Source organism: Paenibacillus silviterrae, assembly GCF_030167925.1.
Lineage (GTDB): Bacteria > Bacillota > Bacilli > Paenibacillales > NBRC-103111 > Paenibacillus_G > Paenibacillus_G silviterrae.
The window spans coordinates 1,723,107-1,744,929 of the sequence record NZ_JASKUT010000002.1; the positions used below are offsets into that span (position 1 = coordinate 1,723,107).

At 46.2% G+C, this 21,823-nt stretch carries 26 protein-coding genes and 2 pseudogenes; 7 read left to right on the forward strand and 21 right to left on the reverse strand.

What is annotated here, in order from left to right; translation table 11 throughout:
• Positions 1 to 12 precede the first annotated feature (12 nt).
• The 4 genes from QMO62_RS30495 to QMO62_RS30510 form a co-directional block, all read right to left on the reverse strand.
• A complete protein-coding gene (locus tag QMO62_RS30495; protein ID WP_284646214.1) occupies positions 13 to 501 on the reverse strand; it encodes a hypothetical protein in 489 nt (162 codons plus the stop codon).
• Positions 485 to 1,678 carry a cobalamin-independent methionine synthase II family protein gene (locus tag QMO62_RS30500; RefSeq protein ID WP_284646215.1) on the reverse strand — a complete coding sequence of 398 codons (1,194 nt, stop codon included), beginning with the start codon at positions 1,676 to 1,678 and terminating at the stop codon, positions 485 to 487. The genes QMO62_RS30495 and QMO62_RS30500 overlap by 17 nt, the downstream gene beginning before the upstream one ends.
• Before the next feature lie 78 nt (positions 1,679 to 1,756).
• Complete coding sequence (locus QMO62_RS30505) at positions 1,757 to 2,575, reverse strand: phosphate/phosphite/phosphonate ABC transporter substrate-binding protein (protein ID WP_284646216.1); 819 nt, start codon at positions 2,573 to 2,575, stop codon at positions 1,757 to 1,759.
• 22 nt (positions 2,576 to 2,597) lie between these two features.
• Positions 2,598 to 3,725: an acyl-CoA dehydrogenase family protein gene (locus QMO62_RS30510; protein WP_284646217.1), complete on the reverse strand. Its 1,128-nt coding sequence runs from the start codon at positions 3,723 to 3,725 to the stop codon at positions 2,598 to 2,600.
• 301 nt (positions 3,726 to 4,026) lie between these two features.
• Between QMO62_RS30510 and QMO62_RS30515 the strand changes: the two genes are divergently transcribed.
• Both QMO62_RS30515 and map read left to right on the forward strand, forming a co-directional pair.
• Positions 4,027 to 4,611, forward strand: coding sequence for a TetR/AcrR family transcriptional regulator (locus QMO62_RS30515; protein WP_284646218.1), 585 nt, complete (start codon positions 4,027 to 4,029; stop codon positions 4,609 to 4,611).
• A gap of 7 nt (positions 4,612 to 4,618) precedes the next feature.
• A complete protein-coding gene (gene map, locus QMO62_RS30520; protein WP_284646219.1) occupies positions 4,619 to 5,365 on the forward strand; it encodes a type I methionyl aminopeptidase in 747 nt (248 codons plus the stop codon).
• A 77-nt stretch (positions 5,366 to 5,442) separates the two neighbouring features.
• Here map and QMO62_RS30525 read toward each other — a convergent pair whose 3' ends face one another.
• The 11 genes and pseudogenes from QMO62_RS30525 to QMO62_RS30575 form a co-directional block, all read right to left on the reverse strand.
• Positions 5,443 to 5,901: a hypothetical protein gene (locus QMO62_RS30525; RefSeq protein WP_284646220.1), complete on the reverse strand. Its 459-nt coding sequence runs from the start codon at positions 5,899 to 5,901 to the stop codon at positions 5,443 to 5,445.
• A gap of 2 nt (positions 5,902 to 5,903) precedes the next feature.
• Positions 5,904 to 6,686 carry a hypothetical protein gene (locus QMO62_RS30530; RefSeq protein ID WP_284646221.1) on the reverse strand — a complete coding sequence of 261 codons (783 nt, stop codon included), beginning with the start codon at positions 6,684 to 6,686 and terminating at the stop codon, positions 5,904 to 5,906.
• A gap of 103 nt (positions 6,687 to 6,789) precedes the next feature.
• The gene (locus tag QMO62_RS30535) at positions 6,790 to 7,278 is read right to left on the reverse strand and encodes a CBO0543 family protein (protein WP_284646222.1); all 489 of its coding nucleotides are present in this window, start codon (positions 7,276 to 7,278) and stop codon (positions 6,790 to 6,792) included.
• Between the two features lie 276 nt (positions 7,279 to 7,554).
• On the reverse strand, positions 7,555 to 7,980 hold the full coding sequence (locus QMO62_RS30540) for a DoxX family protein (protein WP_284646223.1): 426 nt from the start codon (positions 7,978 to 7,980) through the stop codon (positions 7,555 to 7,557).
• Positions 7,977 to 8,405, reverse strand: coding sequence for an SRPBCC family protein (locus QMO62_RS30545; protein ID WP_284646224.1), 429 nt, complete (start codon positions 8,403 to 8,405; stop codon positions 7,977 to 7,979). The genes QMO62_RS30540 and QMO62_RS30545 overlap by 4 nt, the downstream gene beginning before the upstream one ends.
• 61 nt (positions 8,406 to 8,466) lie before the next feature.
• Positions 8,467 to 9,423 (reverse strand): sigma-70 family RNA polymerase sigma factor, encoded by a 957-nt coding sequence (locus QMO62_RS30550; RefSeq protein WP_284646225.1) that lies wholly within the window; start codon positions 9,421 to 9,423, stop codon positions 8,467 to 8,469.
• A gap of 125 nt (positions 9,424 to 9,548) precedes the next feature.
• A complete protein-coding gene (locus QMO62_RS30555; RefSeq protein WP_284646226.1) occupies positions 9,549 to 9,965 on the reverse strand; it encodes a VOC family protein in 417 nt (138 codons plus the stop codon).
• Between the two features lie 675 nt (positions 9,966 to 10,640).
• Positions 10,641 to 10,796, reverse strand: a pseudogene (locus QMO62_RS30560) (ABC transporter permease); the annotation flags it as partial.
• Positions 10,759 to 11,087: pseudogene (locus tag QMO62_RS30565) on the reverse strand (hypothetical protein); the annotation flags it as partial. The pseudogenes QMO62_RS30565 and QMO62_RS30560, both read right to left, overlap by 38 nt.
• Before the next feature lie 11 nt (positions 11,088 to 11,098).
• Positions 11,099 to 11,974 carry a pentapeptide repeat-containing protein gene (locus tag QMO62_RS30570; protein ID WP_284646227.1) on the reverse strand — a complete coding sequence of 292 codons (876 nt, stop codon included), beginning with the start codon at positions 11,972 to 11,974 and terminating at the stop codon, positions 11,099 to 11,101.
• Positions 11,975 to 11,987: 13 nt separating this feature from the next.
• The gene (locus tag QMO62_RS30575) at positions 11,988 to 12,317 is read right to left on the reverse strand and encodes a PadR family transcriptional regulator (RefSeq protein WP_284646228.1); all 330 of its coding nucleotides are present in this window, start codon (positions 12,315 to 12,317) and stop codon (positions 11,988 to 11,990) included.
• Between the two features lie 352 nt (positions 12,318 to 12,669).
• Between QMO62_RS30575 and QMO62_RS30580 the strand changes: the two genes are divergently transcribed.
• The gene (locus QMO62_RS30580; RefSeq protein WP_284646229.1) at positions 12,670 to 13,431 is read left to right on the forward strand and encodes an SDR family oxidoreductase; all 762 of its coding nucleotides are present in this window, start codon (positions 12,670 to 12,672) and stop codon (positions 13,429 to 13,431) included.
• Between the two features lie 109 nt (positions 13,432 to 13,540).
• On the opposite strand, the gene QMO62_RS30585 is transcribed toward QMO62_RS30580, so the two are convergent.
• Positions 13,541 to 14,473, reverse strand: a complete 933-nt coding sequence (locus QMO62_RS30585; protein ID WP_284646230.1) for a DMT family transporter — start codon at positions 14,471 to 14,473, stop codon at positions 13,541 to 13,543.
• Between the two features lie 170 nt (positions 14,474 to 14,643).
• Here QMO62_RS30585 and QMO62_RS30590 point away from each other — a divergent pair, with 170 nt between their 5' ends.
• On the forward strand, positions 14,644 to 15,987 hold the full coding sequence (locus QMO62_RS30590; protein ID WP_284646231.1) for an aminotransferase-like domain-containing protein: 1,344 nt from the start codon (positions 14,644 to 14,646) through the stop codon (positions 15,985 to 15,987).
• Positions 15,988 to 16,142: 155 nt separating this feature from the next.
• On the opposite strand, the gene QMO62_RS30595 is transcribed toward QMO62_RS30590, so the two are convergent.
• Entirely contained in the window at positions 16,143 to 16,589 is a 447-nt protein-coding gene (locus QMO62_RS30595) for an SgcJ/EcaC family oxidoreductase (protein WP_284646232.1), read from the reverse strand.
• Positions 16,590 to 16,764: 175 nt separating this feature from the next.
• On the opposite strand from QMO62_RS30595, the gene QMO62_RS30600 reads away from it, so the two are divergent.
• Positions 16,765 to 17,259, forward strand: coding sequence for a MarR family transcriptional regulator (locus tag QMO62_RS30600; RefSeq protein ID WP_284646233.1), 495 nt, complete (start codon positions 16,765 to 16,767; stop codon positions 17,257 to 17,259).
• Positions 17,260 to 17,384: 125 nt separating this feature from the next.
• Here QMO62_RS30600 and QMO62_RS30605 read toward each other — a convergent pair whose 3' ends face one another.
• Positions 17,385 to 17,855 carry an NUDIX domain-containing protein gene (locus QMO62_RS30605; RefSeq protein WP_284646234.1) on the reverse strand — a complete coding sequence of 157 codons (471 nt, stop codon included), beginning with the start codon at positions 17,853 to 17,855 and terminating at the stop codon, positions 17,385 to 17,387.
• A gap of 177 nt (positions 17,856 to 18,032) precedes the next feature.
• On the opposite strand from QMO62_RS30605, the gene QMO62_RS30610 reads away from it, so the two are divergent.
• Together QMO62_RS30610 and QMO62_RS30615 are read left to right on the forward strand one after the other, a co-directional pair.
• Entirely contained in the window at positions 18,033 to 18,335 is a 303-nt protein-coding gene (locus tag QMO62_RS30610; protein ID WP_284646741.1) for an alpha-helical endospore appendage domain-containing protein, read from the forward strand.
• A 782-nt stretch (positions 18,336 to 19,117) separates the two neighbouring features.
• A complete protein-coding gene (locus tag QMO62_RS30615) occupies positions 19,118 to 19,348 on the forward strand; it encodes a hypothetical protein (RefSeq protein ID WP_284646235.1) in 231 nt (76 codons plus the stop codon).
• A gap of 140 nt (positions 19,349 to 19,488) precedes the next feature.
• Here QMO62_RS30615 and QMO62_RS30620 read toward each other — a convergent pair whose 3' ends face one another.
• From QMO62_RS30620 to QMO62_RS30630, 3 genes are all read right to left on the reverse strand, one after another.
• On the reverse strand, positions 19,489 to 20,256 hold the full coding sequence (locus tag QMO62_RS30620) for a hypothetical protein (RefSeq protein ID WP_284646236.1): 768 nt from the start codon (positions 20,254 to 20,256) through the stop codon (positions 19,489 to 19,491).
• Between the two features lie 62 nt (positions 20,257 to 20,318).
• Entirely contained in the window at positions 20,319 to 21,296 is a 978-nt protein-coding gene (locus tag QMO62_RS30625) for a phosphotransferase enzyme family protein (RefSeq protein ID WP_284646237.1), read from the reverse strand.
• 72 nt (positions 21,297 to 21,368) lie between these two features.
• A complete protein-coding gene (locus QMO62_RS30630; RefSeq protein WP_284646238.1) occupies positions 21,369 to 21,797 on the reverse strand; it encodes a GNAT family N-acetyltransferase in 429 nt (142 codons plus the stop codon).
• Between the last annotated feature and the right edge of the window lie 26 nt (positions 21,798 to 21,823).

Sequence of the window (21,823 nt, forward strand, 5' to 3'; positions counted from 1 at the left end):
CGTTGCGGCACCTCATATCAGCTTTTTAAATAGGACCTTAAGCTCCATTGATCTTTTTAACGTATTGTAAATAGGGGAATTGGCAAGCGCGCCCAAGCAAAAATCATCAAAAGCTTTGTCCTCGAGATCAACATATAAAAAAACGGTCACTATCATTTTTGAGATAAACGGTTCTTCATCGTATCCTTTTACACCAATCAATGATAAAGGGTTCTCCAGAGAAAGGTTCAAAACGCCTTCCATTTCTTCAATAATGGAGCCCCTTTTTTTGGATTGCTCCAAAAACGACAATAGGATGCTGCTTAACACGGATCCTGCGAAGTAATCAAGACTGGTGACTGGTTTGTATTCCGAGTCAAAACTGATTTGCTTATCGATCTGAACACTGTTTTTATTCGTATAAATCTTCACAGAGGTGAGATCATTGGATGTTCCTCTAAAGTTGAGATCGAAAATTTTGGACTCATACAAGGTGTTTATTTCTTCATTTGCCCGCTTCATGAAATTTGCTCCTTAATATGGAGGCTGCTTCCGTTAACGAACGTATTTTGCCCGAAATCGTTTCAAGTACATTGACAGGACTATTGGAGAAGGTAGCAAACCCACAGTCCGGATTCAGCCATATTCGGTCCATTGGAAGATAGGTCATGGCCTCTTGCACTCTTGAAACGATAGGGTCTATTGTCTCTATTTCATCCGTACGCGGGTTGATTACGCCTAAACCTAGCGCCGTATGCTCTGCAATCCTTGGATCGGCCAGTAAGGAGTTCAGCTCCCCTGCCCTTGGCGTGGAGAATTCAAGGGTTAGCAGGTCCGGATTCACCTTGGCAAATAACTCAAGCAGCGGTGTATAAGGTCCGGTTAATAATGTACTTTCCTTCTTGCTCCAGTTGCCTCTGCAGACATGTAGAGAAGCGACAGTATTGCTTCGGTCAATATGCTCCATAATTTGTCCAATTAAGGAACCTGCGAATTCAAGCTCCTCTTTCGGATCCTTTCTCTCGGAGAGAGCCGCGCACATAAATGATCTTGGCTTTCCCTCTGTGAACACAACCTCGGTTAGCACCGGTTCATCAAATTGAATCACATCAACCCCCAATCTTACAAGGTTATCTATTTCTTCCTTCAAGATCCTTATCACATCTTGACCAAGCTCTTCCTTGCTCCCATATACCTTGCCGGAAAGATTGGGAAGCCACATTGATCGGGTAAGCAAATAAGGACCCGGCAATGTGACCTTAACGGGTTTGTCGGTGAACTTCTTCAGGGTCAAAAGCTCACCCGCGACTATATCCCCATTGTACTGCAGCTTACCGGTACAAATCGCATTCTTGATACTTACGGCCGGAACATCAAGTGCGGTCAGCATGTCCTCGAACGCCTTTTTATCATCAACATAGTCGAGCATTTCACTCATGCTCATCATTTGAACGCCGCCTATTTTATCGGAAACGAAGGACACATAATTATCCCGTCCCAGCTCGCCGCTTGTGATGATATCCATCCCCAAATCCTCCTGCAGCTTGACGGCTTTGTGAGTTTCCGCCTCGATAAGCTGGTTGAAGTCGTTTGCTTCCATCCTTCCGCTTCTCTTCATTCTTAAGGCGCTTAGCACCATTTTTGATCTTGGCATGCTTCCGATTAAGGAGGTAGGAAATAACGGTAACTGCTTTTTCATGTGTTTGATCTCCCAAAGTGATATAAATAGTGAAAAGAGAAGTAGCGGAAACATCCACGCTTCTCTTTTTTGATGGGATTACTTATTCAAGAACTTCAGATAGTCATTGGCTTCGCGCAGCTGCTGGAATCCCGTGATTCTGCCTTCCACCCATTCCTTCAAGCCTTCCATGTCCATCATTTTCTGGTGGGCTTCATTGGTATAGTCCATTCGGTGAAGCACCTTTTGCCATTCCGCGAACCTTTCCGTTGAAAATTCAGGATGCGCGGTGAAAATGCAGTGATCAAACAAATCCGTTGTATCTAGGCATACCAACTGATTTTCATCAATGGTGCCATCCTTCTTCCAGGCTTCCCAGTTCAAGTCCAGCGTTACAGAGGCATCAACCGTTCCCGCCATTAAGGCTTTCATGGCATCCAGCTCTCCTCCGACATGGTCTCCATGGAGGCCAACGCCGATATCAAACCTTTGCTCCGTATAGTCCGCCCCATACTCAAGTCCATTCTTGTGCAAGTGGTTGATCGGAATCAATCTTGCTTGAGGAGAATCTATCGCTCCAAAGCCAATCGTCTTACCCTTTAGCCCATCGAGACTGGTAATGCCGCTGTCTTTCCGAACGACGAAGATGGTCTTTCTGTCTCTGTCCGTATCTCTCATGGAACCCATTTGGCATTTGCCGTCTGTTCGAAGATAAGTATCCAACCAAGCCAGAGGGGAATTCCAGGCGATGTCAATTTCCCGGTTCATCAAGCCGTCAACCTGATCTTCATAATCCTTATAGAAGACACATTCGATTTCCAGCCCTTCCTCTTTGAAAAAATCAGCAATGATCCCCCAGATTACAGTAACCCGAGGATCGTAAATAACCGCCCCGACTTTTATTTTATCGTTACCCAACAGAGCTCACTCCTTTGTTTCTTTATGGAATCATCTGACCCGTTAATGCTTTTCCAAGCCATACAGAGAGAACGTCGGCACTTGGAGCCATAATTTGACCTGCGAATGCGTCTCTCAACAGCCTTTCGAGCGGAAGAGCCTTATTGTAAGCTTTCCCACCACCAACTCTCATAGCAAGCCTTCCGCATTCGATTGCGGCTTCCGAGGCAAAGATTCTGGCCGACAAAATCTTGGCAAGTGCGTCAGCCTCTCCATTTGCGCCTGCTCTGGCAGCTTCCATCGTGATTGCCTTTGCGGCAGATGCCTGTTTGTAAATATTCGCTATATGAATTTGGATGGTTTCAATATTGGACAAAGTGCTTCCATCCGGATATTTCCTGTTCGCAGCATGGCCGCTGGCTATTTCGAACATATGCATGGCCGTACCGCTGTATATAGCTCCAAGCCCTGTGATGAAGAATGGAGCGACTACATTGAATACCTGCTCCTGGCCCGAACCTTCCGCTCCGATGCGGTAAGATGAATCCAACGTTACATGATCAACATTCATCGGACATGACGAATTACCTCTCATCCCCATTCCTTTCCATTCGGACAATTCGAACGACAGACCTTTCGATTCCAGAGGGAATACCCAGTTGTTGATCTTACCTTCTTCAACAGATGGTGCAAGAACGAGATAGTAGGATGCATAGGATGCGGACGTTACCATGCTCTTCTTTCCATTAAACGTTGTGTGGTCCCCGTTAACGTCAGCAGTCATTTCTGTTATATAGAAATGGGTGCCTGAACCGAATTCGCTGTAGGCTAAAGCCATGAATTTTCCGTTTTCTATAATGTCGGTAAAAATCTTTTTCTTCAGTTCATCGCTACCATGAGCGACCAAGCACATCACTGCAACATTATGCATCATATAGCAAAGAGCCGTAGTCGAGCAGGTCTCCGCGAATGCCAGACAAGCCTGTGCGTGCTCCTCAAGTCCTTTGCCAAATCCGCCGAATTGTTCCGGTATAAGGAGTTTCAAAAAGCCTTGTTCCCCTAGCTCCTTAAAGGATTCCTCGGGAAATCTCGACTCCTTGTCTGTCCGATCTGTGTAGGGTTCTATGTAGGACTTTGCAAAATCCTTGCCTTTTTGATAAACGTGGTTCATATAGTTACCTTCCTTCTCCCGGTAATTACTCATTGCCTTCCATCAATTCAGAAAATACTGAAAAAGCTGATCCGCCTGCGATTTATCAACTACGAATCGACAAGAATCATATAAATAACTATATCATATCCCTAATATTGAATGATAGTTTTTCATAGTGCTTATAACAAAATGGAATAGGTTAAATTGACTTAACACAAATTGAGATTCACCAACAGAGAAATTTGCATATCTCTGCCACATGCGATAATATTTTAATATCGACAAATTTGCAGGTCTAAATAAGGAGGTTCACGCATCTATGTGTCCCCGTACCAAAGAACAAAATGAGCTCATCCGCACGCAGCGTAGAGAACAGATCCTAGACGCCGCGGCGCGCGCTTACTTCCGCACGGGCGGCAGCTTTGATATTCGCGATGTCGCCCGCGAGGCCGAGCTCGGTTACGGCACTGTGTACCATTATTACCCCAACCGACTTTTATTGATACAAGATGTGCTCGATAGCGGCTTCGAACGATGCGAGCTAGCCCTGAAAGAATGGGCAAACATCCGCGGGGTAAGTCCGGATGACAGGCAGGTTACTACGTATTGCAAGACGCTGCTTCGGCTGTGGCAGTCGGATGCGCGAGCATATCTCGTCTACAAGATGGCGGCGGAACATTATGTAGGCTTGTCCGAGAAGGATCGGCTCCCTGCTAAGAGACGATTCATGGAACGGCTGTACGTTCCACTCCAAACGATCATCCAGCGCCATGACGATAGCGTCGACCATATGCTTGCCGTGCTGGTCGGCTGCTGCGGCCTATATTACTACGCGGGCACTACTGAGCTGGACATCGATCGAATCGCCCAACTTGCAGCGCAAGCTATTACAAAGGAGCCCTGATACGTACATGATCATCTTAAAAAGCAAACATGAAATCGAGGCCATCCGCAAGGCATGCCAAGTGGTGGCCGAATGCCATCGCACGATCGCACCGCTCATCCAGCCGGGCATCACGACCAACGAGATTGAGCGCATCTTCGAAGAGATTATTTTGAAGCACGGCGCCAAGCCCTACACGAAGGGCTACAAGGGCTATGAATATGCGACCTGCGCCTCCATCAACGACGTGATCGCGCATGGATTCCCCAGCGATAAGCCACTTGAGGAAGGTGATATTGTGACGATCGACACGGTCGCAGTGCTTGACGGCTGGCTCGGCGATTCGGCCTGGAGCTATGCGGTCGGGGAGATCTCGCCGACGGCCAAGAAGCTGATGCGCATCACGAAGGAATGCCTTGACCTCGGTATCGCGCAGGCGCAGCCCGGCAATCGGCTCGGCGACGTGACGAGCGCGATCCAGCGGCATGCCGAATCGAACGGCTTCGGTGTCGTGCGCGACCTTCTCGCGCATGGTATTGGCCGGGACCTGCACGAAGATCCGAACTATATACATGTCGGCAAGCCCGGCAAAGGCCCTCGCATCAAGGAAGGCATGGTGTTCACGATCGAGCCCATGATCACCGAAGGCACCTACTACATGACAATCGACGCGGATGGCTGGACCGCACGGACACTGGATCGCAAGCTTGCCGCACAATACGAGCATACTATCGCCATCACCGCTGAAGGCCCACAGATCTTGACCGCTCAATAGAATAATAAGAAGTCGACCGCAGAGATGGTCGACTTCATCGTTTGCTCCGACTGTGGAGTATGCCAGTCTTGGTGTTCTTATCTTGTTATAGCCAAGCCAAGAGCCTTATGATCCCAGAGTATATCTTCTACAACGGATACCTGATTGTCCTCACACGTAACAATTAGTATGACATCTCCCTTTTTGCCCATTTTAAGTTGAAGTTGCTTTTTGTTTCGTTTCAAAAGGTAAACTAACCAATTCAGGGCAACTCCTATTAGAAATCCTAAAATAGCTCCGACAATTCCCCAGATTATTGGCCCTCCTTGCCATACGAACCCTTTACTAGCACCGATGGTTGAAAACATAAAGGCAAAAATCATACCTTTATCGATAAATGACAGTCCATCAGCTCGGTGGATACTATCAAGAAGTCTCGGTTCTTTTTTACGCAAATCAAGCGGAACTGCATAAACGGCTGTTATTCCCTTCTCCTCAAGTTCTGTAATGGCTATTTCAAGGAAGGTTGAATACTCAAATGTGGCCAAAATTTGCATAGTCATTTATCTCCAATTGTGATGAGATGCCCAACTGGCTGGTAATTTTCTATAAGGTATCGTTTTTGAGATTCGTCAAACAGCTTGTTATTTTCTACGGTGTTCGTATAGGAATCATATATTGTAAAGAAATAATAGGAGGGGAAATACAAAAACCATTGCCTATCAAGGACCGAAGAAGAGGTGGCCACATCCCCTAAGATTAGATAGTGTAACGCCAGGATTATATTTGATTGCCATACGATTACAATTGTACTTAATAAAATAAATGTAGCCAAAACAATACGATGTAAATACAGTTGGCCAACGCTAGGGATTCCCATCGACCATACAACAGCTAACCATGGTTTACGTTTATCGAGGTAATTGATCTCCAGTGCTCCTATGCTAAACTCATTAAAGCGTCCTTTTTCCCTTTGGGCCAGAAGATATATTTTGTTCATATCAACCGCCGTTCGATAACTATCATAAATTGCAAATAAGTAAACTGGGATATAAAGTGCCATGAATTTCGGATCCAATACATCTCTGGCTGCCTGGAATTGACCGTTAAATGTATAAACCATGGCTGCATTTAATTGTATTTTCTGGTTAATAAACATCTCCCACAGAATCAGAGCATATCCACGCAGATATTTATTTAAGAGCAGATGTCCAAAACCGGGAAAAGCTATTGACCAACAGGCGATTGTATTTGGATTACGTTTATGCAGTTGCGTTGTTCCCAGTATGCTAACGTGCGCCAAGTAACGTCTGTTATGAAATTTATTCCTAAAGTTTTCCATAAGCTCCTCCCTAATGTTACCATTACCACACAAAATTATGTTGTCCTTTTGGTAAGGAGGATATGTATTCAACTAAAGGCCCGTTAGCTTAACCTACTGGTGTTTACCAACTGTATCCCTTTCCGCTATTTCTATATATCCAAAGAAAATAGGTTCTTGATATTAGAAAGGTCAACCATAACGTAATCCACGTCCAATACCAGGTCCAATGAATATAGTTTATTAATTCTGTTTTACGCTCAAAGATCACTTCCAATAACGTCATGATTGTCGGAAATCCGAGGACCCATCCGACTTTCTTCCAAAACGTCCCCACCGGATAGCGCAAGTTAAAAATAACGCACAGTGAAGGATAAATAAAATATTCAAACGAAAAGCTTGTCCCTCCAGCCTTAACAAACTCTCTGATAGGGTATTGAATAAGCCCTAACTCCACAACAATCAGTCCAAAACTCCATGTCATGGTTTGTTTAAAAAAGAAAATAATCGACGCCTCGCGAAGTTTATCCTTAGGAGTCGATAAAATGAGAAGAAGTACAGTAATTAGGTTAATGGCTATGAGAATTACTCGATCTATTGTCTCTTCGGACATTTATATCCCTCTTTTTTACAGTTCCCTGAAGAAGAAAAGCCCGTCAGTAAACCGAATTATCTTTATGGTAACAAAAGGAACTGTGGATATATTCCCCGAAAGACAAATGAATTATCCTGCCAGTTCGCCTAATGAAAAGGCAGCCAAGCAAGTGGCCGGCTGAAGCCTGTCAACACACAAGCCACCGATTGAAAAAGGCGGCAGCCTCCTGATGGGCTAATCAAGTAGCGACGCAACAAAAAAGCCGCCGTTTTTTCCTCGGCGGCAGTACATTTGTTATTCGCGTTCCCAGAGAAGATTGCGCAATCTTCGATCGCTCAGCCACAGCGCTCCCCATGCCAGTATAGCCACATAGACGGGGAAAAGCAGATGAGACCATAACGGGTTATCCACCCTGAGATGTGTGGCCACGGCGCCTCCTAAGAAGCCTGTGAGCAGCAGCGCCCCTAAGAAGCGCGTTCGCGGAATGGCATACAGAATGGTGCAGAGCAAGGCTAGAACGCCCATCGTTGTAAGGTGATGTTCCGCATAGCCTAGCGTGACTGAGCCGTCTACCACTGCCGCGGGCTTGGCAATTTTCCCGATCCCATCGAACAGCATGAACAGAATGACAATCCCGCTCATGATCCGCGCTGTCCATAGACGCGCATTAGAGATGTCGTTTACCGACGTTGTCCCTGTCTTCCTATTCGTCTCGATCATCGGGATTCCTCCGTGTATTTCTTGAAATTGTCCAAAATCGCTTGCCATCCCGCCTGCTGCATGTCAATGGAATGCGTGCTTTCCGCGTCGAATATCTCCACCACCTTCGTTTCGTTCCCTTGATTCATGAAGGAGATCTCCACCTTTCTCCCGTCTTCCATTGTGTACGAAATTTGCTCATGCGGTTTCACAACGTCGTATGTTCCAAAGAAGTCAAACCCCATACTACCGTCCTTTGCTTCCATCCGGGTAAGAAACCTGCCTCCAACCCGCAGATCATTTTCCGCCCTTGGTGCGTGCCACGTGTCTGTTGCTTGATTCCACTTCGTGATGTGCTCCGGCTCGGACCAGTACCTCCATACCTTCTCTACTGGCGCCCCAATGACGGCTTGCACGGTAACTTTCGTCGGTTGATTCGTTTCCATTGTAAAAACACCCTCTCTTGTTTTTGTTTTCACTTCTGTAGACGAAGCCAACCGAAGAAATTCATCGGTCTAATCGATCCGGAAGCCCGAATCGGGCAAATAATTTTCGATTGATAAAATTTTGGACGTGGAATACTTTGTTGTCTTTCACTTCTAAGATGTGAATTCCCCAAGGGACCAAGCTGTCCTCTTCCCTGCTCCACATATACTGCGCTAACGCGGGGAAACCGCCATTCGCCGTAACCGGCACAAACCGGGATCCCTCGCAATGCGGGCGCGTAAGCGTGAAGAACTTGAACAAATCGTCCTTGCCGCGCACCCACATAGGGAAAGGCGGCATCGACATCCGACCCTCTTCATGAAACAAGGCAACCAGGGCGCTGATATCGAATTGCTCGAAGGCTTCCACATAACGCGACAGCAATTCCTGATCAGGTGCTTCCTCGCTCCAGACCAATTCATCGGAACGGAGTTGTTCCCGCGTAAGCGTTTCTCTGGCTCTCTGCAGAGCGCTGTTAACCGCTGCCGGCGACATGCCTAGCGTCTCTGCGATCTGCTTGGAGGACCACTCGAATACATCCTTCAAAATGATCACCGCACGTTGACGGGGAGGCAAGATCTGTAAAAGTGTAATAAAACAGATATGCAGCGTATCTTTACGGATGAAAATATCCTCCGGATTATTCGAAAAGTCAGGGGCCGGCCAGATCCAAGACGAATCAGGCAACGTCTCGCGAGGTTCGACAATGGATTCCGCAGGGCCGGAGAAGTCTACAGGGCGAATGCGGCGTTTCGCTTGTCTTAGCTTGTCCAGGCAAATATTCGATGCGATCCGATAGACCCACGTTTTAAATGACGCTTCCTGTCGGAAGGAGTTCCAGCTTTGCCAGACGCGAATGAAGGTTTCCTGTACGGCATCGTCTGCGTCATCGATAGACCCTAGCATCCTATAGCAGAAAGAGGTTAATCCCGGCTTCAACTCGTCAAATAACTGAAGTTCTGGTGCGGTTACGTTCATTGCGGCGTCCACCCTTCAAGGAAAGAATTCTTCAATACTATAATACCTATTGAAGAATTCGTTTGTATATAAAAAAAGAGTAGCGCCACCAGATGGTGGGCAACTCTTTCTTCGTGAGGTATGGTTTACATCTCCGTGTATACCTGGAAGGTCACGCCGAACTTGTCCGTGACGTCGCCGAATCCAGGGCTGAAGGATTCCTCCTGAAACGGCATATTGACATGGCCGTCTTGCTGCAGAGCATCGAAGATTCGCTTTGACTTCTCAACCTCGTTCGTCGTAATGCAGATCGTCACCCGTTTCCCGGTTTCGATCGGCGAACTCCAGGGCGCATCCGAAAACATCAGCTCCGATTCGCCCACTCTCAGCTTCGCATGCGCCACAAGACCCTTCAGTTCGTCGGTAAATGTATCGGGCATGTTCGGCATGTCTCCGTAAGTCGTAATGAATAGAATCTCGGCACCAATGGTTTGCTCGTAGAACTGAATGGCTTCCTTCGTGCGTCCTTCCAAATTAATGTAAGGGGTAAGTTTTACCGTCATCGTTGGTTCCTCCTAGAGTTTGAATTCAGTGTAATTTCCGATTCATACCTTAAGACGTTCGAATCACCGTAAATTCATCGGTGCGTCGAAAACATCGGAATCTCACCGATATCTGTCTTCAGTATATTAATCGCGCAACAGCTTCTCTGCGGGGCCAGCAACCAATGAACTATCCTCCCCGTTAACCTAATGACAAGGCAGCCAAGCGAGTTGCTGGCTGCTGCGGTGTCCTGTTTCAAATAACGTCTCCCGATGCTTATGAACCTTACAAATGCTAATTTTTGAGATTTTTATCTTGTTTGTTTATTACGTTTATTATATTTATTATGTTTACTGTGTTTATTATGTTTAATATATTTATTATTATTATTATCTTTATTGAATAACATTTGCTCGAAAATGTCTCGAAACATAAATAATGCCCTCAACCTTCCCTACTGGAAAGATTAAGGACACCTAGTCTGTTAACTTGCGTGTACATAAGAGCCACACAAGCCGCGCAGGATCCAGCTACTGTAGCCATTCAATTATCGTTCCCAAGCAGCTTAATAAAAGCAGTAAGTATCTGCCTATGCGATACTCGCAGGAATGAGATAAAGTTCTTGTCAAATCGGGGGTGGAGTAACGTTCTTGTCTTCAAATTTGACAACAACTTTATTCCATAACAAAACGATGAATTGCACCGCCGAACACATAGACGAACAGCAGCAACAATGCGATCGGGATGAGGGTGACCGTGATAATGGCATCCATACTACGGAAAATATGACGCAGGGAACGTCCAAGCATAACGCTAATATCGGTGAAGAAATGATTTTTTGACGCCTCCATTTAGTTTCCCCTTCTTTTTACCTACGATAGCAAGGAAGATATCCTCTAATGTCGGCTGTTTTTCAACATACTCCACTTTTAAAGACGGGAACATTTTTTTAACTCCTGGAGCGTACCGTTAGCGATAATCCTACCCTCATGCAGTATGGCAATTCGGTCGGCAAGCTGCTCGGCCTCTTCCAAGTACTGCGTGGTGAGAAGTACCGTCGTTCCGCCGTCGGCAAGCTCTTTGACAATCTTCCAGACCTCGATTCGCGCCTCGGGGTCAAGCCCGGTGGTAGGCTTGCGCAGCTTGCATAGGATTACCTCCCTTCATTGACAGTCACTTTTGACAAATCGGCTCCCATGCCTTTGAGCACAGCGAAAGTCAGTTTATCCATCGTTGCACCGTCAAAGCAGACGGTTTTGATCATCCGGTAGTACTTATTCGTGAGAGTAAACCCGGGCTGGAAAGAAACATTTTTAAATATAGCGCTCTTGAACGAAACGTTGTTTAATCCCGCTCTGTCGAACTTAACGCCGATAAACGTCTGTCCGTCCAAACACTGCCCGGTCAAATCGGAGTATTTAAAGTCAACCCCATCAAATATGCAGCCTTCAAAAATCGTTTTTCTAAGATCGCTCGTCGAAAACGTTACATCGGTCAGTCTTACGCCTGTGAATTTGGCTCCTTCAAGGCCTGCCGCGCTGAAGTTGGTGCGCACAAGGATCGTCTTATTGAAGCTTGCATTCGCCAGGTCAAGAGCCGATAGACTGCAGTCCGTCAGGTTCGCGCCGTCAAAATTGGCTTCGCGTACGTCGCTGCCCTTAAACGAACTGCCTGTCAAATCTGCGCCCGAAAAGTCGGAACCGTGCAACGCGCTGCCTTTAAACTGTCCTTTATGGGCCGTAACGCCTGCAAAGTCGCTTTTCGCCAGGTTGCTTCCGCTAAAGTTTGTCAGTACTTGCCGTTCCAGCGAACGGGAGAGGTTGGCGACCTCCAGGATCGTTTGCTCGATATCGCCGATACTCTCAATCGTCATCTTAAACGCTGTTTCATCGTCCTTGCCCTCAGCTCTGAGTTCACGGTATCGCTCCTGCAAATCGGAAAGCAGGTCGGCCTTCAATTCGGTGACACTTTTTACCCCATCGTATGGCATAAACACGCTGTTCAAATAATCCGTCACTTTCTGATTCATCTCATCAATCTCCTTATAATAAGTTTTCTAACACGCGTTTTGCATACTCCCAGTTGCTCTTGTTGCGGGCGTATGTATCCTTTCCTTTTGCGGTAATTCTAAAATATTTGCGACGTCCGCCCTGTGATTCATCGCCCCAATACCACTCGATATCGCCGTCTGCTTCTAGCCGACGGAAGCTGGAATACATCGTAGCTTCCTTTAGTTCATACTCGCCGCCCGAACGCTCGGCAATCAGCTTGACAATCTCGTAACCGTAACGATCCGCTTCGGATAAGAGCCGTAAAATCATCGTATCCGTATGTCCGCGCAACAGGTCGGATGTGATTTTGTTCTCGCTCATTTCAATCACCTCCATACCTGCATGATAAAACATATTACTGTGTCTGTCAAGGTAGTGTTTTCATTCAAATACTTTGTCTAAAACAATTCATGAAAGACAAAATAAAAAACCGCGATTTGCGCGGTTTCCTAGGCAGTTACTAGTATCAGCACATTCTCGTGCACCGGGTAGATTTACTTTTGAATGGTTGTAGGTTTCCTAGCTCTAGGTCCTGAACTGTTCGTTCATGGGTGAATAAAGGTGTATCTCCCCTGGGCAACATTTGATAAGGGAACATTTGACAAGCTTCCTCCGCAATTACGAACCGGACAGGTGTCTAGTATTAATGCTTCATTTTGAGAGGGGTATATAAATGCGTTTAGAAGGCAAAGTAGCCATTGTTACAGGAGCTGCATCGGGCATGGGTAAGGCAATCGCTGAAATTTATGCAAAGGAAGGCGCAAAGGTTGTTGCAACGGACTTGAACCTGGAAGGGGTTCAATCCGTTGTAACAGGCATCACGGAAAACGGGGGCATGGCGATTGCGCTCAAGACGAACGTCGGAGACCTGGATGACGTCAATGCGATGATCGACACGGCTGCGAATGAATTCGGCACCCTAGATATACTGGTCAACAATGCCGGCATCATGGACAACATGGCTGCAGTAGGCGACGTGGACGACGCCCGTTGGGATCTCATCTTTGATGTGAATACGAAAAGCGTCATGCGCGCAATCCGCAAGGCTCTTCCGATTTTCCTCGAGAAGGGCAAGGGCGTTATCGTCAACATTGCTTCCACCGGCGGCTTCAGCGGCGCTCATGCAGGAGCTGCTTATGTTGCTTCCAAGCATGCTGTTGTCGGCCTGACGAAGAACACGGCGTTTATGTATGCTCAGAAGGGCATTCGCTGCAATGCCATCGCTCCGGGAGCTACTATTACAAACATCAGCTCTTCGATGACGAATTTGAATGAATTCGGAGCGTCGAGAACGAAAATTACTCAAGGAGTCATTCCTCGCGCAGGCACTCCGGAAGAGATCGCACAAGTGGCTCTGTTTCTTGGCTCCGACGAATCGAGCTTTGTCAACGGTGCGATCGTGACTGCGGACGCAGGTTGGACGGCGGCATTCTAATCCAACTCAGTATAATTATGAGGCAACAGGCGGCTTAGCTGCTTGTTGCCTTTTTTCCATTCGCAAAAGCAAGCAATCGGAACCCTTGAAACGAGCCCCTTATCCGGCTTTAGCACGATTGAGAACTTGCCGCTCCCTTTTTCTTCCCAAACAGATTGGCACCCATGACTCCGGCGATAATAAGCGCAGAACCGGCAATATGATACAGTCTGACCTCCTCCCCAAGCAAAAACGCTCCGGCAGCGATGGACACAATGGTCGATAGATTGGAAAATACACTCACTCTGGAGGCTTCAATTTTAGTCAAGGCATAGTTTGAACTTAGCGCCGTTACCAGTGTGGACAAGATGCCAAGATAGAGGATGGCCGCGATAAACGTACCGCTAGCAAGCGGAGAGAACAATTGATCGAGCGTTTCTGTGGCTGCATGCCCCGCAAGTGACACGGCAAGGAAAGATAGAAAGGCAATACCCAGCATGACATACGTCATTTCCGCTGGACTGAACGATTGGAGAAGCCGTCTCGCGAGCACGTTGTACCCAGCCACAACCAAGCAGGATATGAATAAGAGAACAATCCCTGTCATGTTGGACCAATCGATGCGGCTGCCCTTCATGATAAAAATGAACAGAACTCCGCTGACCGACAGACCGATGGATAGCTTTTGCAGGAGGGTGGTTGTTTCTTTCAAAAACAAGAACGCCAGCAGCACCGTTAAAACCGGTGAGAAAGCAAATAGAATACCCCCTTCGCTGGACGTGGCGTGCTTCAGGCCATAGGATTGGAGCGTGAAAAAACCAAGCGGATACAAAGTGGTCAGGAGCAGCACCTTGCGAAGCTTTTTCCCGCGGTAGTTCAAACGGACCCGGCCCAGCAGGACGGGAATGGACATCACGGCGAAGGATGCCGCAAACCGGAATGTCAGCGTATCCATAGGCTCTGCGAAATCGAGAGCAATCTTAGTGAATAAAAATGAAAATCCCATGATGATAGCATTCATAATCGTACATAGATAAGCAAGTTTCAATCCCGATGGATTCATCGAAGCAAGTACCCTCCTTGAATAAATCGTGTCATGTTCGCGAACATGGAGCTGATATTGAAATGGTAAAACGAAATGGAAATAGCAACAACAACAAATTCCCATAATTGTATCGATACAGTTATTAGTATCAATTATAATGAGAGTGGCAGGAACGAGGGGGAAAAAACATGAAAAGATACTTGTATATCCTTTCCGACATGGAGCTTAAAATCAACGACGGGCACTACCGCCCGGGCCAAAAATTGCTTTCCGTCCGCGATGCCGCGAAACGGTACGGATGTAGTGTTAGTACCATTGTTCGGGCTTACGCGGAGTTGGAAAAACGTCACGCTGTTTATTCGATTCCCCAGAGCGGGTACTACGTCGTTGACAAGCCGGAAGGCGTATCCAATGCCCAGGATGACGGCAAGATAGATTTTTCATCGGCCATGCCGGATAGTAACGTATTTCCTTATTTGGACTTCCAGCATTGCTTGAACAAAGCGATTGATACGTATAAGCAACAACTGTTTACTGGCGGGGATCCGAAAGGGCTCTCGCAGCTTCGGCAGACCCTGGTATCCCATTTGGCAAATGATCAGGTGTTTGCCAGAATGGAGCAGATTATCATTACTTCGGGGGCCCAGCGGGCTCTGGAAATTTTGGCTAGAATGCCGTTTCCAAACCGAAATGAGACCATTCTGGTCGAGCAGCCGAGCTACGATAACTACTTGCGATATCTTGAGATGGAGGGCATACCTGTAGTAGGGATTCCGCGCAAAGCAGCCGGTATTCATTTGGAGGAGCTGGAGCAAAGGTTCAAGAATGGCGGAATCAAATTTTTCTACACCATGTCCAGATATCACAATCCGCTAGGAACCACGTACACGGCTCAAGAGCGGAAAGCGATTGCCCGGCTGGCGGGCAAATACGATGTATACATCGTCGAGGACGACTATATGGGCGATTTAGGAGAGGAAAAGGAATTCGATCCGATTTACGCGTATAGCCGCACATCGCATGTCGTTTACGTGAAGAGCTTCTCCAAGATTATTTTCCCGGGCTTGCGCTTAGGTGCGGTCGTGCTGCCCGAACGGCTGTTTGAGACATTCCGTGCCTATAGGGGGCATGCCGATACTTCACTTTTGTCACAAGCGGCGCTAGATGTATATATCAAAAACGGCATGTATGAACGGCATAGGCATAAAATCAGCAGCCAATATGCAGCACGGATTCGGGCGGTAAACGATGCGGTCAACCGTCAAAACGGCGAAGGATGGGTAGCATTATCGGGGGTCGAATCCGGCGTCTATGTACAGTTCAGGCTACCGCAAACCGTTAACCTGGATCGGCTGATAAGGCGTTTGACAGAGAGGAATGTGATGGTTGTGGCCGGAAAGCAGTTTTATTTGACGAACTGGCTTGAGCGGGAAAAGTTTCTGCGAATTAGTATTTCACAGGTAAAGCCGGAAAAAATCGAGGAGGGAGTGTGGATGATTATGGAGGAAGTAAGGAGAGAGATTGGGAGGTAGAGCAAGATGCACTGTCGGGTTCCCCGATTGGAGCTATGAAGCTGGATCGATCGTTTGCTTGCGATAACACTGACACTATTGGGGGGATTTCCAAGGCGAGTAATGAACCCCCCCATGAACTGGGCTGCATGAGGACATTTGTGCGGCACGTTGTTTTATTTACTAAACTTTGTGAAGAGACGCTGCACCAGTCCCGGCTCCGAGATACGGCTATTCTGGAAGGCTGCAATCTTCCATTCCCCCTGCTGCTTCACGACCACGTTGGTATTAATTGAATCGCGCTTCGGCGGAGCCGTTTTCTGCCAGCGCAGCTTCACTGCACCAACACCATGGAACACCGCAAAGTCCGTGGTTAGCATCCGAATTTTCTTGATTTCGCCTACAAGCTTCGATCCTTTCAATACGCCCTGCCACAATGCTTGGTGGACATCGGTAATCGCCTGACGGCCCTGCAGATGCTCTCCCTGGAAAGTAACGTAATCCGCTTCTTCTGTAAAGCATGATCCGTACGCTGCGGCATCACCGTCGTCCCATGCCTGCTTCAGTCGAAAGAATAGCTCCGCTATTGCTTGAGTTTCCTCCGTATTCCGATTATTTCTCATCTGATCCTCTCCCTCTCTGAACTGGCCAAAACTTCTCCGTAATCGCGAGCGGAGTGTTTTGCTCTCCAAGTGCCTTATGGTATACTGTTGCTAAAACTTTAATGAATTTATTATCTTAATCGATATTATATCTTAATTAATTAAGATATTTTGATCTTACATGGAGGTTTTGCTTTTGTCAAGCAATATGTCTTCTTCCGATACGCCTAATTTGTCGACGATACATAAAGCCCTACTCGACGAGTTGCGCCAGAACAGCGCGCGAGCCGTTATGTTTCACCAGTTGATCTCCGAGCGGCTTGGCCTAAATGCTACCGATCACAAGTGTCTGGATTTCCTCAACCGTACGGGGCCCGTTACGGCCGGCCAGCTCGCGCAGTTGACCGGGCTGACGACAGGCGCCGTCACAAATATCATCGACCGCTTGGAACAAGGAGGCTATGTCGTACGGGACAGAGACCCAGAGGATCGGAGGCGGGTCGTTGTCAAACCAGCCCCTAACGGCTCAGCTCACGTTTCCCCTTTATTCCAATCCATTACGCAATCAACGCTTGCGGTTCTCTCTCAATACAGTGAGCAGGAAGCACAGCTCATTCTTGGCTTTATCCGGCAGTGCAATGCTATGACGTTGGCTGAAATGGAGAAAATGAAGCTGTCCGCCGATTCATAGCCTTGACTACCCTAACCTAGCTGGGATCCTTTTTGTCTTGTATCCTGCATTTCGCCCATAATACGTAGAAAAGGCCGTAGCCCTCCTAGGACCTGCGGCTTAACTTTTTAAGCTGCCGCGGCAGTCTACTCCCTGCTTATTCCACTATCGTACCCGGTGTACATATTACTTGCCCACATCGGTTTGCCCTCACGTAATATTTGAGGTATTAACTCCTGCACGAGATACGGCAAAACATTATGTTCCTTAAGCTTTTCCAACGTGGGTTCAATCCAATAAAATTCAAGATGCGGCTCTAAAGATTGAGGTGTAATCGTGGCAGATAAACCATTTGTTCTGACTTCAAACAAATGATTTATTTCGTGATATTCCTTTTCCTTCATTCCAAACTCAACAACGCCAAGAAAGCGAGTAACTTCACACGAGGTCACTCCTAGTTCCTCTGCTAACTCTCTTTTAAGAGCATCATGCGCACTTTCACCAAGATCAACACCCCCACCTGGTAAAAATGAATGAGCGCCTTTCATGCGAGCAATTAAGATATGATTATTATCCACTATGAGTGCTCTAGCAATATGGCGAAATTTTATACTCAACTTTTGTTACCTCCTCAGATTAAAGCTTGCACATTTAAAACTACACGTTCAGGGAAAGTGTGAAACAACTCCGAACGGAGGACAAAGACCTATTAATTTTCTAAATACAATTAACACTTTTCCGTAACCGTAATAATATAACTTTAGGTTAATGGAGAGAGGGAATGTGTCGTGAGTATGCCTGAAATACCCAGTGGAGAAAACAGGCCCACTTTAGAGGAAACCGCGATTGATTTATTGGAGTCGATTGCACTTGAGGAAATAGCGCTTGCTCACCTTATCAATGCTGAGGCAGAACAGCTTCAGGCATTCGTTGGTAAGGATCTGAATTTCCCGTCAAACCCAAGTAATAGTGACATTCTAAGGTTCAATGTCCTGCTCATCCGCATGATGGAAACGCTGATGTTCAAAGAACTATTCCTTCTGCGTAAACTGGAAACCGCAATCCAAATTGATTTACAACCCGGCTCCGAGGAATAAGGTTATGGCGATCAGCAGCGCTCGTTTTAAGCATGATCGAAAGGTTACATTACCCGGTTCAAGCGTGGAATCCGCTTTAATCAACTTTTTGGAGCAGTATCGGAAGCTGCTGCTTGCGCTTAAACATAATCATGACCTCCGTCCGAACATCTCACTGGGATTGTCCAAGATGCTCTTCCTTCTATCCTCCGTCAAAAATATTCAGCTCCAAAAAATAAAAACGTATGCTAACCTATATCCTAACGGCTTGGGTCCGATGAATAGACCATATTTGGAATTGGAGACCCAAAAAGAGCTGAACCTGCATCGTATTGTACATTTGCTAAAGAAGCATGCCATTGAACTGGATCCGAGTATGTATCCCTTCTCCAAAAACTACCTCAATGAAATAAACCGATATTACGCAAGGAAAAGAAAATTGTTTACCTATGAATGCGGACATCCCGGCCCTCCTTGGATCAATCCGTCTATAATGAAGCGTGTTAATGCAGAATAGAATGAATATACTGGGCACCTCAGGAGAATAGCTCCGAGTAGGTGCCTTTTGTTCGTTTTAGCGGAGGCCTATAACCGGTTATATGAAATGGAGATGCAGCAGGTCTAATCCCAGGGATCGACTGCTTTTTTTTGCTTGCGGACGTCCTTTCTATATGTTGAGGAAAATATTTCGAATTTCAGAGAATTTCTACTATATATTGATAGACTGAATGTGGTAGAATAGTAGAGAGTTAACACAAATTGCTGGGACCTCATTATTCTAGCCAACAATGGGAGTGATACATGTGACAAAGGAACGTTATAAATTCTCGATTGAAAATCTAAAATCGGGCGTGAAAACTACTGGAATCGGTTTTGGTTTCAATGAAGAAGAAGCTCGTCTAGATGCACGAGACAAATATATTGATATGGAGTCACTTGATAGTGAAGTAAAACATGACCAAGTATTAGTCGGAATCTGCTTGGAAAAAGGTACCGGTCAAAACATATTTGTATGTGAAGGCTGCAGTGCCTAACTACATAACTAATCACGTTAGATTCGTCCGGGGTTTGCTGTATTGACACTTACCATGTGGAAACGGCAAGGGTGAAAGATAAGGCTGCCTGGTGATGATCTTGGCAGCCTGTTTCCGTGGTGGTATTGTTCCCAAGTTCACTAATTTGACTTAGCAAAACTAACTAGGGGTATTTCTTCAATTACTTTTAAACCGTTAAGGACCAGTAAAGTACTCCCATCACACGCATTTGCCTTTACTTGGTCAAAATCAACACCTTCTTTAATTTGATACTCTACATAGAACGAAGAGACTTGCCCTGCCGGAATTGCCCCGCTCGAACCTCCACCCCTATAGACCATCTTCCTGAAACTGCTCTTATTGTCCATTTCCATGAGCGAGGCAAGTTTTTTATTTGGTCTTACTGTTACTTCCAACCCGTAAAAGTAATGGCCTGGGTAATCAAACTGCCCTGTAACCAAGAACCAGAACCTAACTCCTTTACTATCAATAATGGTTGCCGCTTTACTTTTCTCACTTATGACTGTGATCTGTGTGATTTCAGGATTTAAGATAGCGCCGTAAATAAGACTTAGCTCCACATTTGGATTACTTGTAGCGACCCACGTAAGAGCCCCATCCGAAACCAAGGGAACAGTATCGCTTCCCCCTTTCACGTTTAATCCGAAAGCGCCATCCTCCAGGACCCCGAACGCGAGTTCATTATTATAAACCTGATAGAATGTAAGAATGCTATTGTCGATTAACTGCGAATAGAGTACCTCTTGAAAATGGCTATTGTAGTCCTGTAGTTCTGCTGCAATCCGCTTATTTATTGAACCATGCTGATGGAATATAGCTTCAAAAATTACGATACTAATGATGATGATAATTAGAAATATTCTTCCGTTTTTCAAAAACTTGTTCATTTTATCACCAGTTTCGATATTATCCTTGTCTCTGAGTAGCTGGTCCCGTCCTACCCCGCCATTCAAAAGCTGAGGAATATACTTTTGTCCTTGAGGAAGGGGCCACAACGGTTATCGCAAAACTGCGGCATCCTTTCCCGAATCCACGAATGTACAGCTTCGTTCTCCATAACAAAAGCGTAATATCCTAATACCGCGGTAAGCATGAAACCTTCAATTACAGGATAAATTTCCTCTTTTGGAGGCTCCTTCCCATAGTACCCTTTGACGACATGCTCTCGGATTTCCCTTGGGGCATTTAAAGCTGTCATTGCTACGTCAAATAAGCGATAACCAGAACCGAATAAGCAGTAATCGATAAAAACGTACCTTCCTAGCGGAGTAACAATTATGTTGCCCATGTTCAAATCCGCGTGGATTATACCCTGTTTCACCGTCTCAGGACATTCGGCCTTCAACCGATCAACGATAAGATTAAGCGTTTGCTCTACCACATCGAAATTTTTATCAGAAAACAATTCAAGTTCGACGCCGCGCCGAATTTGGGTGAGCATCTTTTCGATTCTGCGAATACCGTAGTCCGGTCGATCCGAAGGAATGACCTTATCATAAGTAGCGAAAAACGCATGGAGATTCGCTACCTGAGCGCCTAATCTGTATGCGGCATCAGGGGTCGACAAGTCCTCCTTAGTCATATTGCGGCCATCGATCCAGCGGAGCAGCGAGCAGCATATACTTCGCCCATCAAATTCGATCTCAGTTACGAGTTGTCTAGACCGGCTTACTACAGGTGCCTGTATAGCGAGGTCCGTCCCACGAGCAATCGCCTCCAACAGCTTCAGCTCGGATTCAACTCCTTGCCTTGTATGTTGTATGCCGGCCATATTCACGGTTATCGGATCGTGCACGCGAAGAAGGTAGGTGTTACTGTCTGACCTATCGGTCACTTTATACGTCCGATTTTCATTGTGCCTGAGCAACGAGATTTCAGGATGGGCGATGCCGTACTGGAGCAGAAGCTCTGCGATCTTATCCTCCATGATGCACCCCGATTCAAATTCGTTTATGTGATACTCGATTTCCGAGTGTTGTTTTTTGACCGGCAGCTGCTACTAATTCGTATACTCTTGATGTCTCATATAAATGCTTCTCTCTTTAAATCCAAGCGATTTCCAAAATGCATATCCAGAATGATTCCAATACATAACCTCGATATCTATGTTATTCGTGTTCAATACTTCGAGCAACTTATTAAAACCTAATCTGCCATACCCATGCCTTCTACGGTTTCTGCAGATAAAAAACTGTCTTAAATATAAAGGCTTCCTTGTATGGTTCACCAAAGCATAGCCAATGGTTTCACCCGTAACTTCAAATGCATAGGCTATATAATCCGTACTGATAAACCCCCTCATTCTATCTTTCAACTGTTCGAGATTCATGGGATTGTCATGATTCTCATCTTCGATAAGTTGCTTGTTTAGCAAAGAAAGAAGGTCCAGATCTTCGTCAGAACAAATCCGTATGGATATTTCGGCCACGTAGAACACCCCTGTAATATATATTA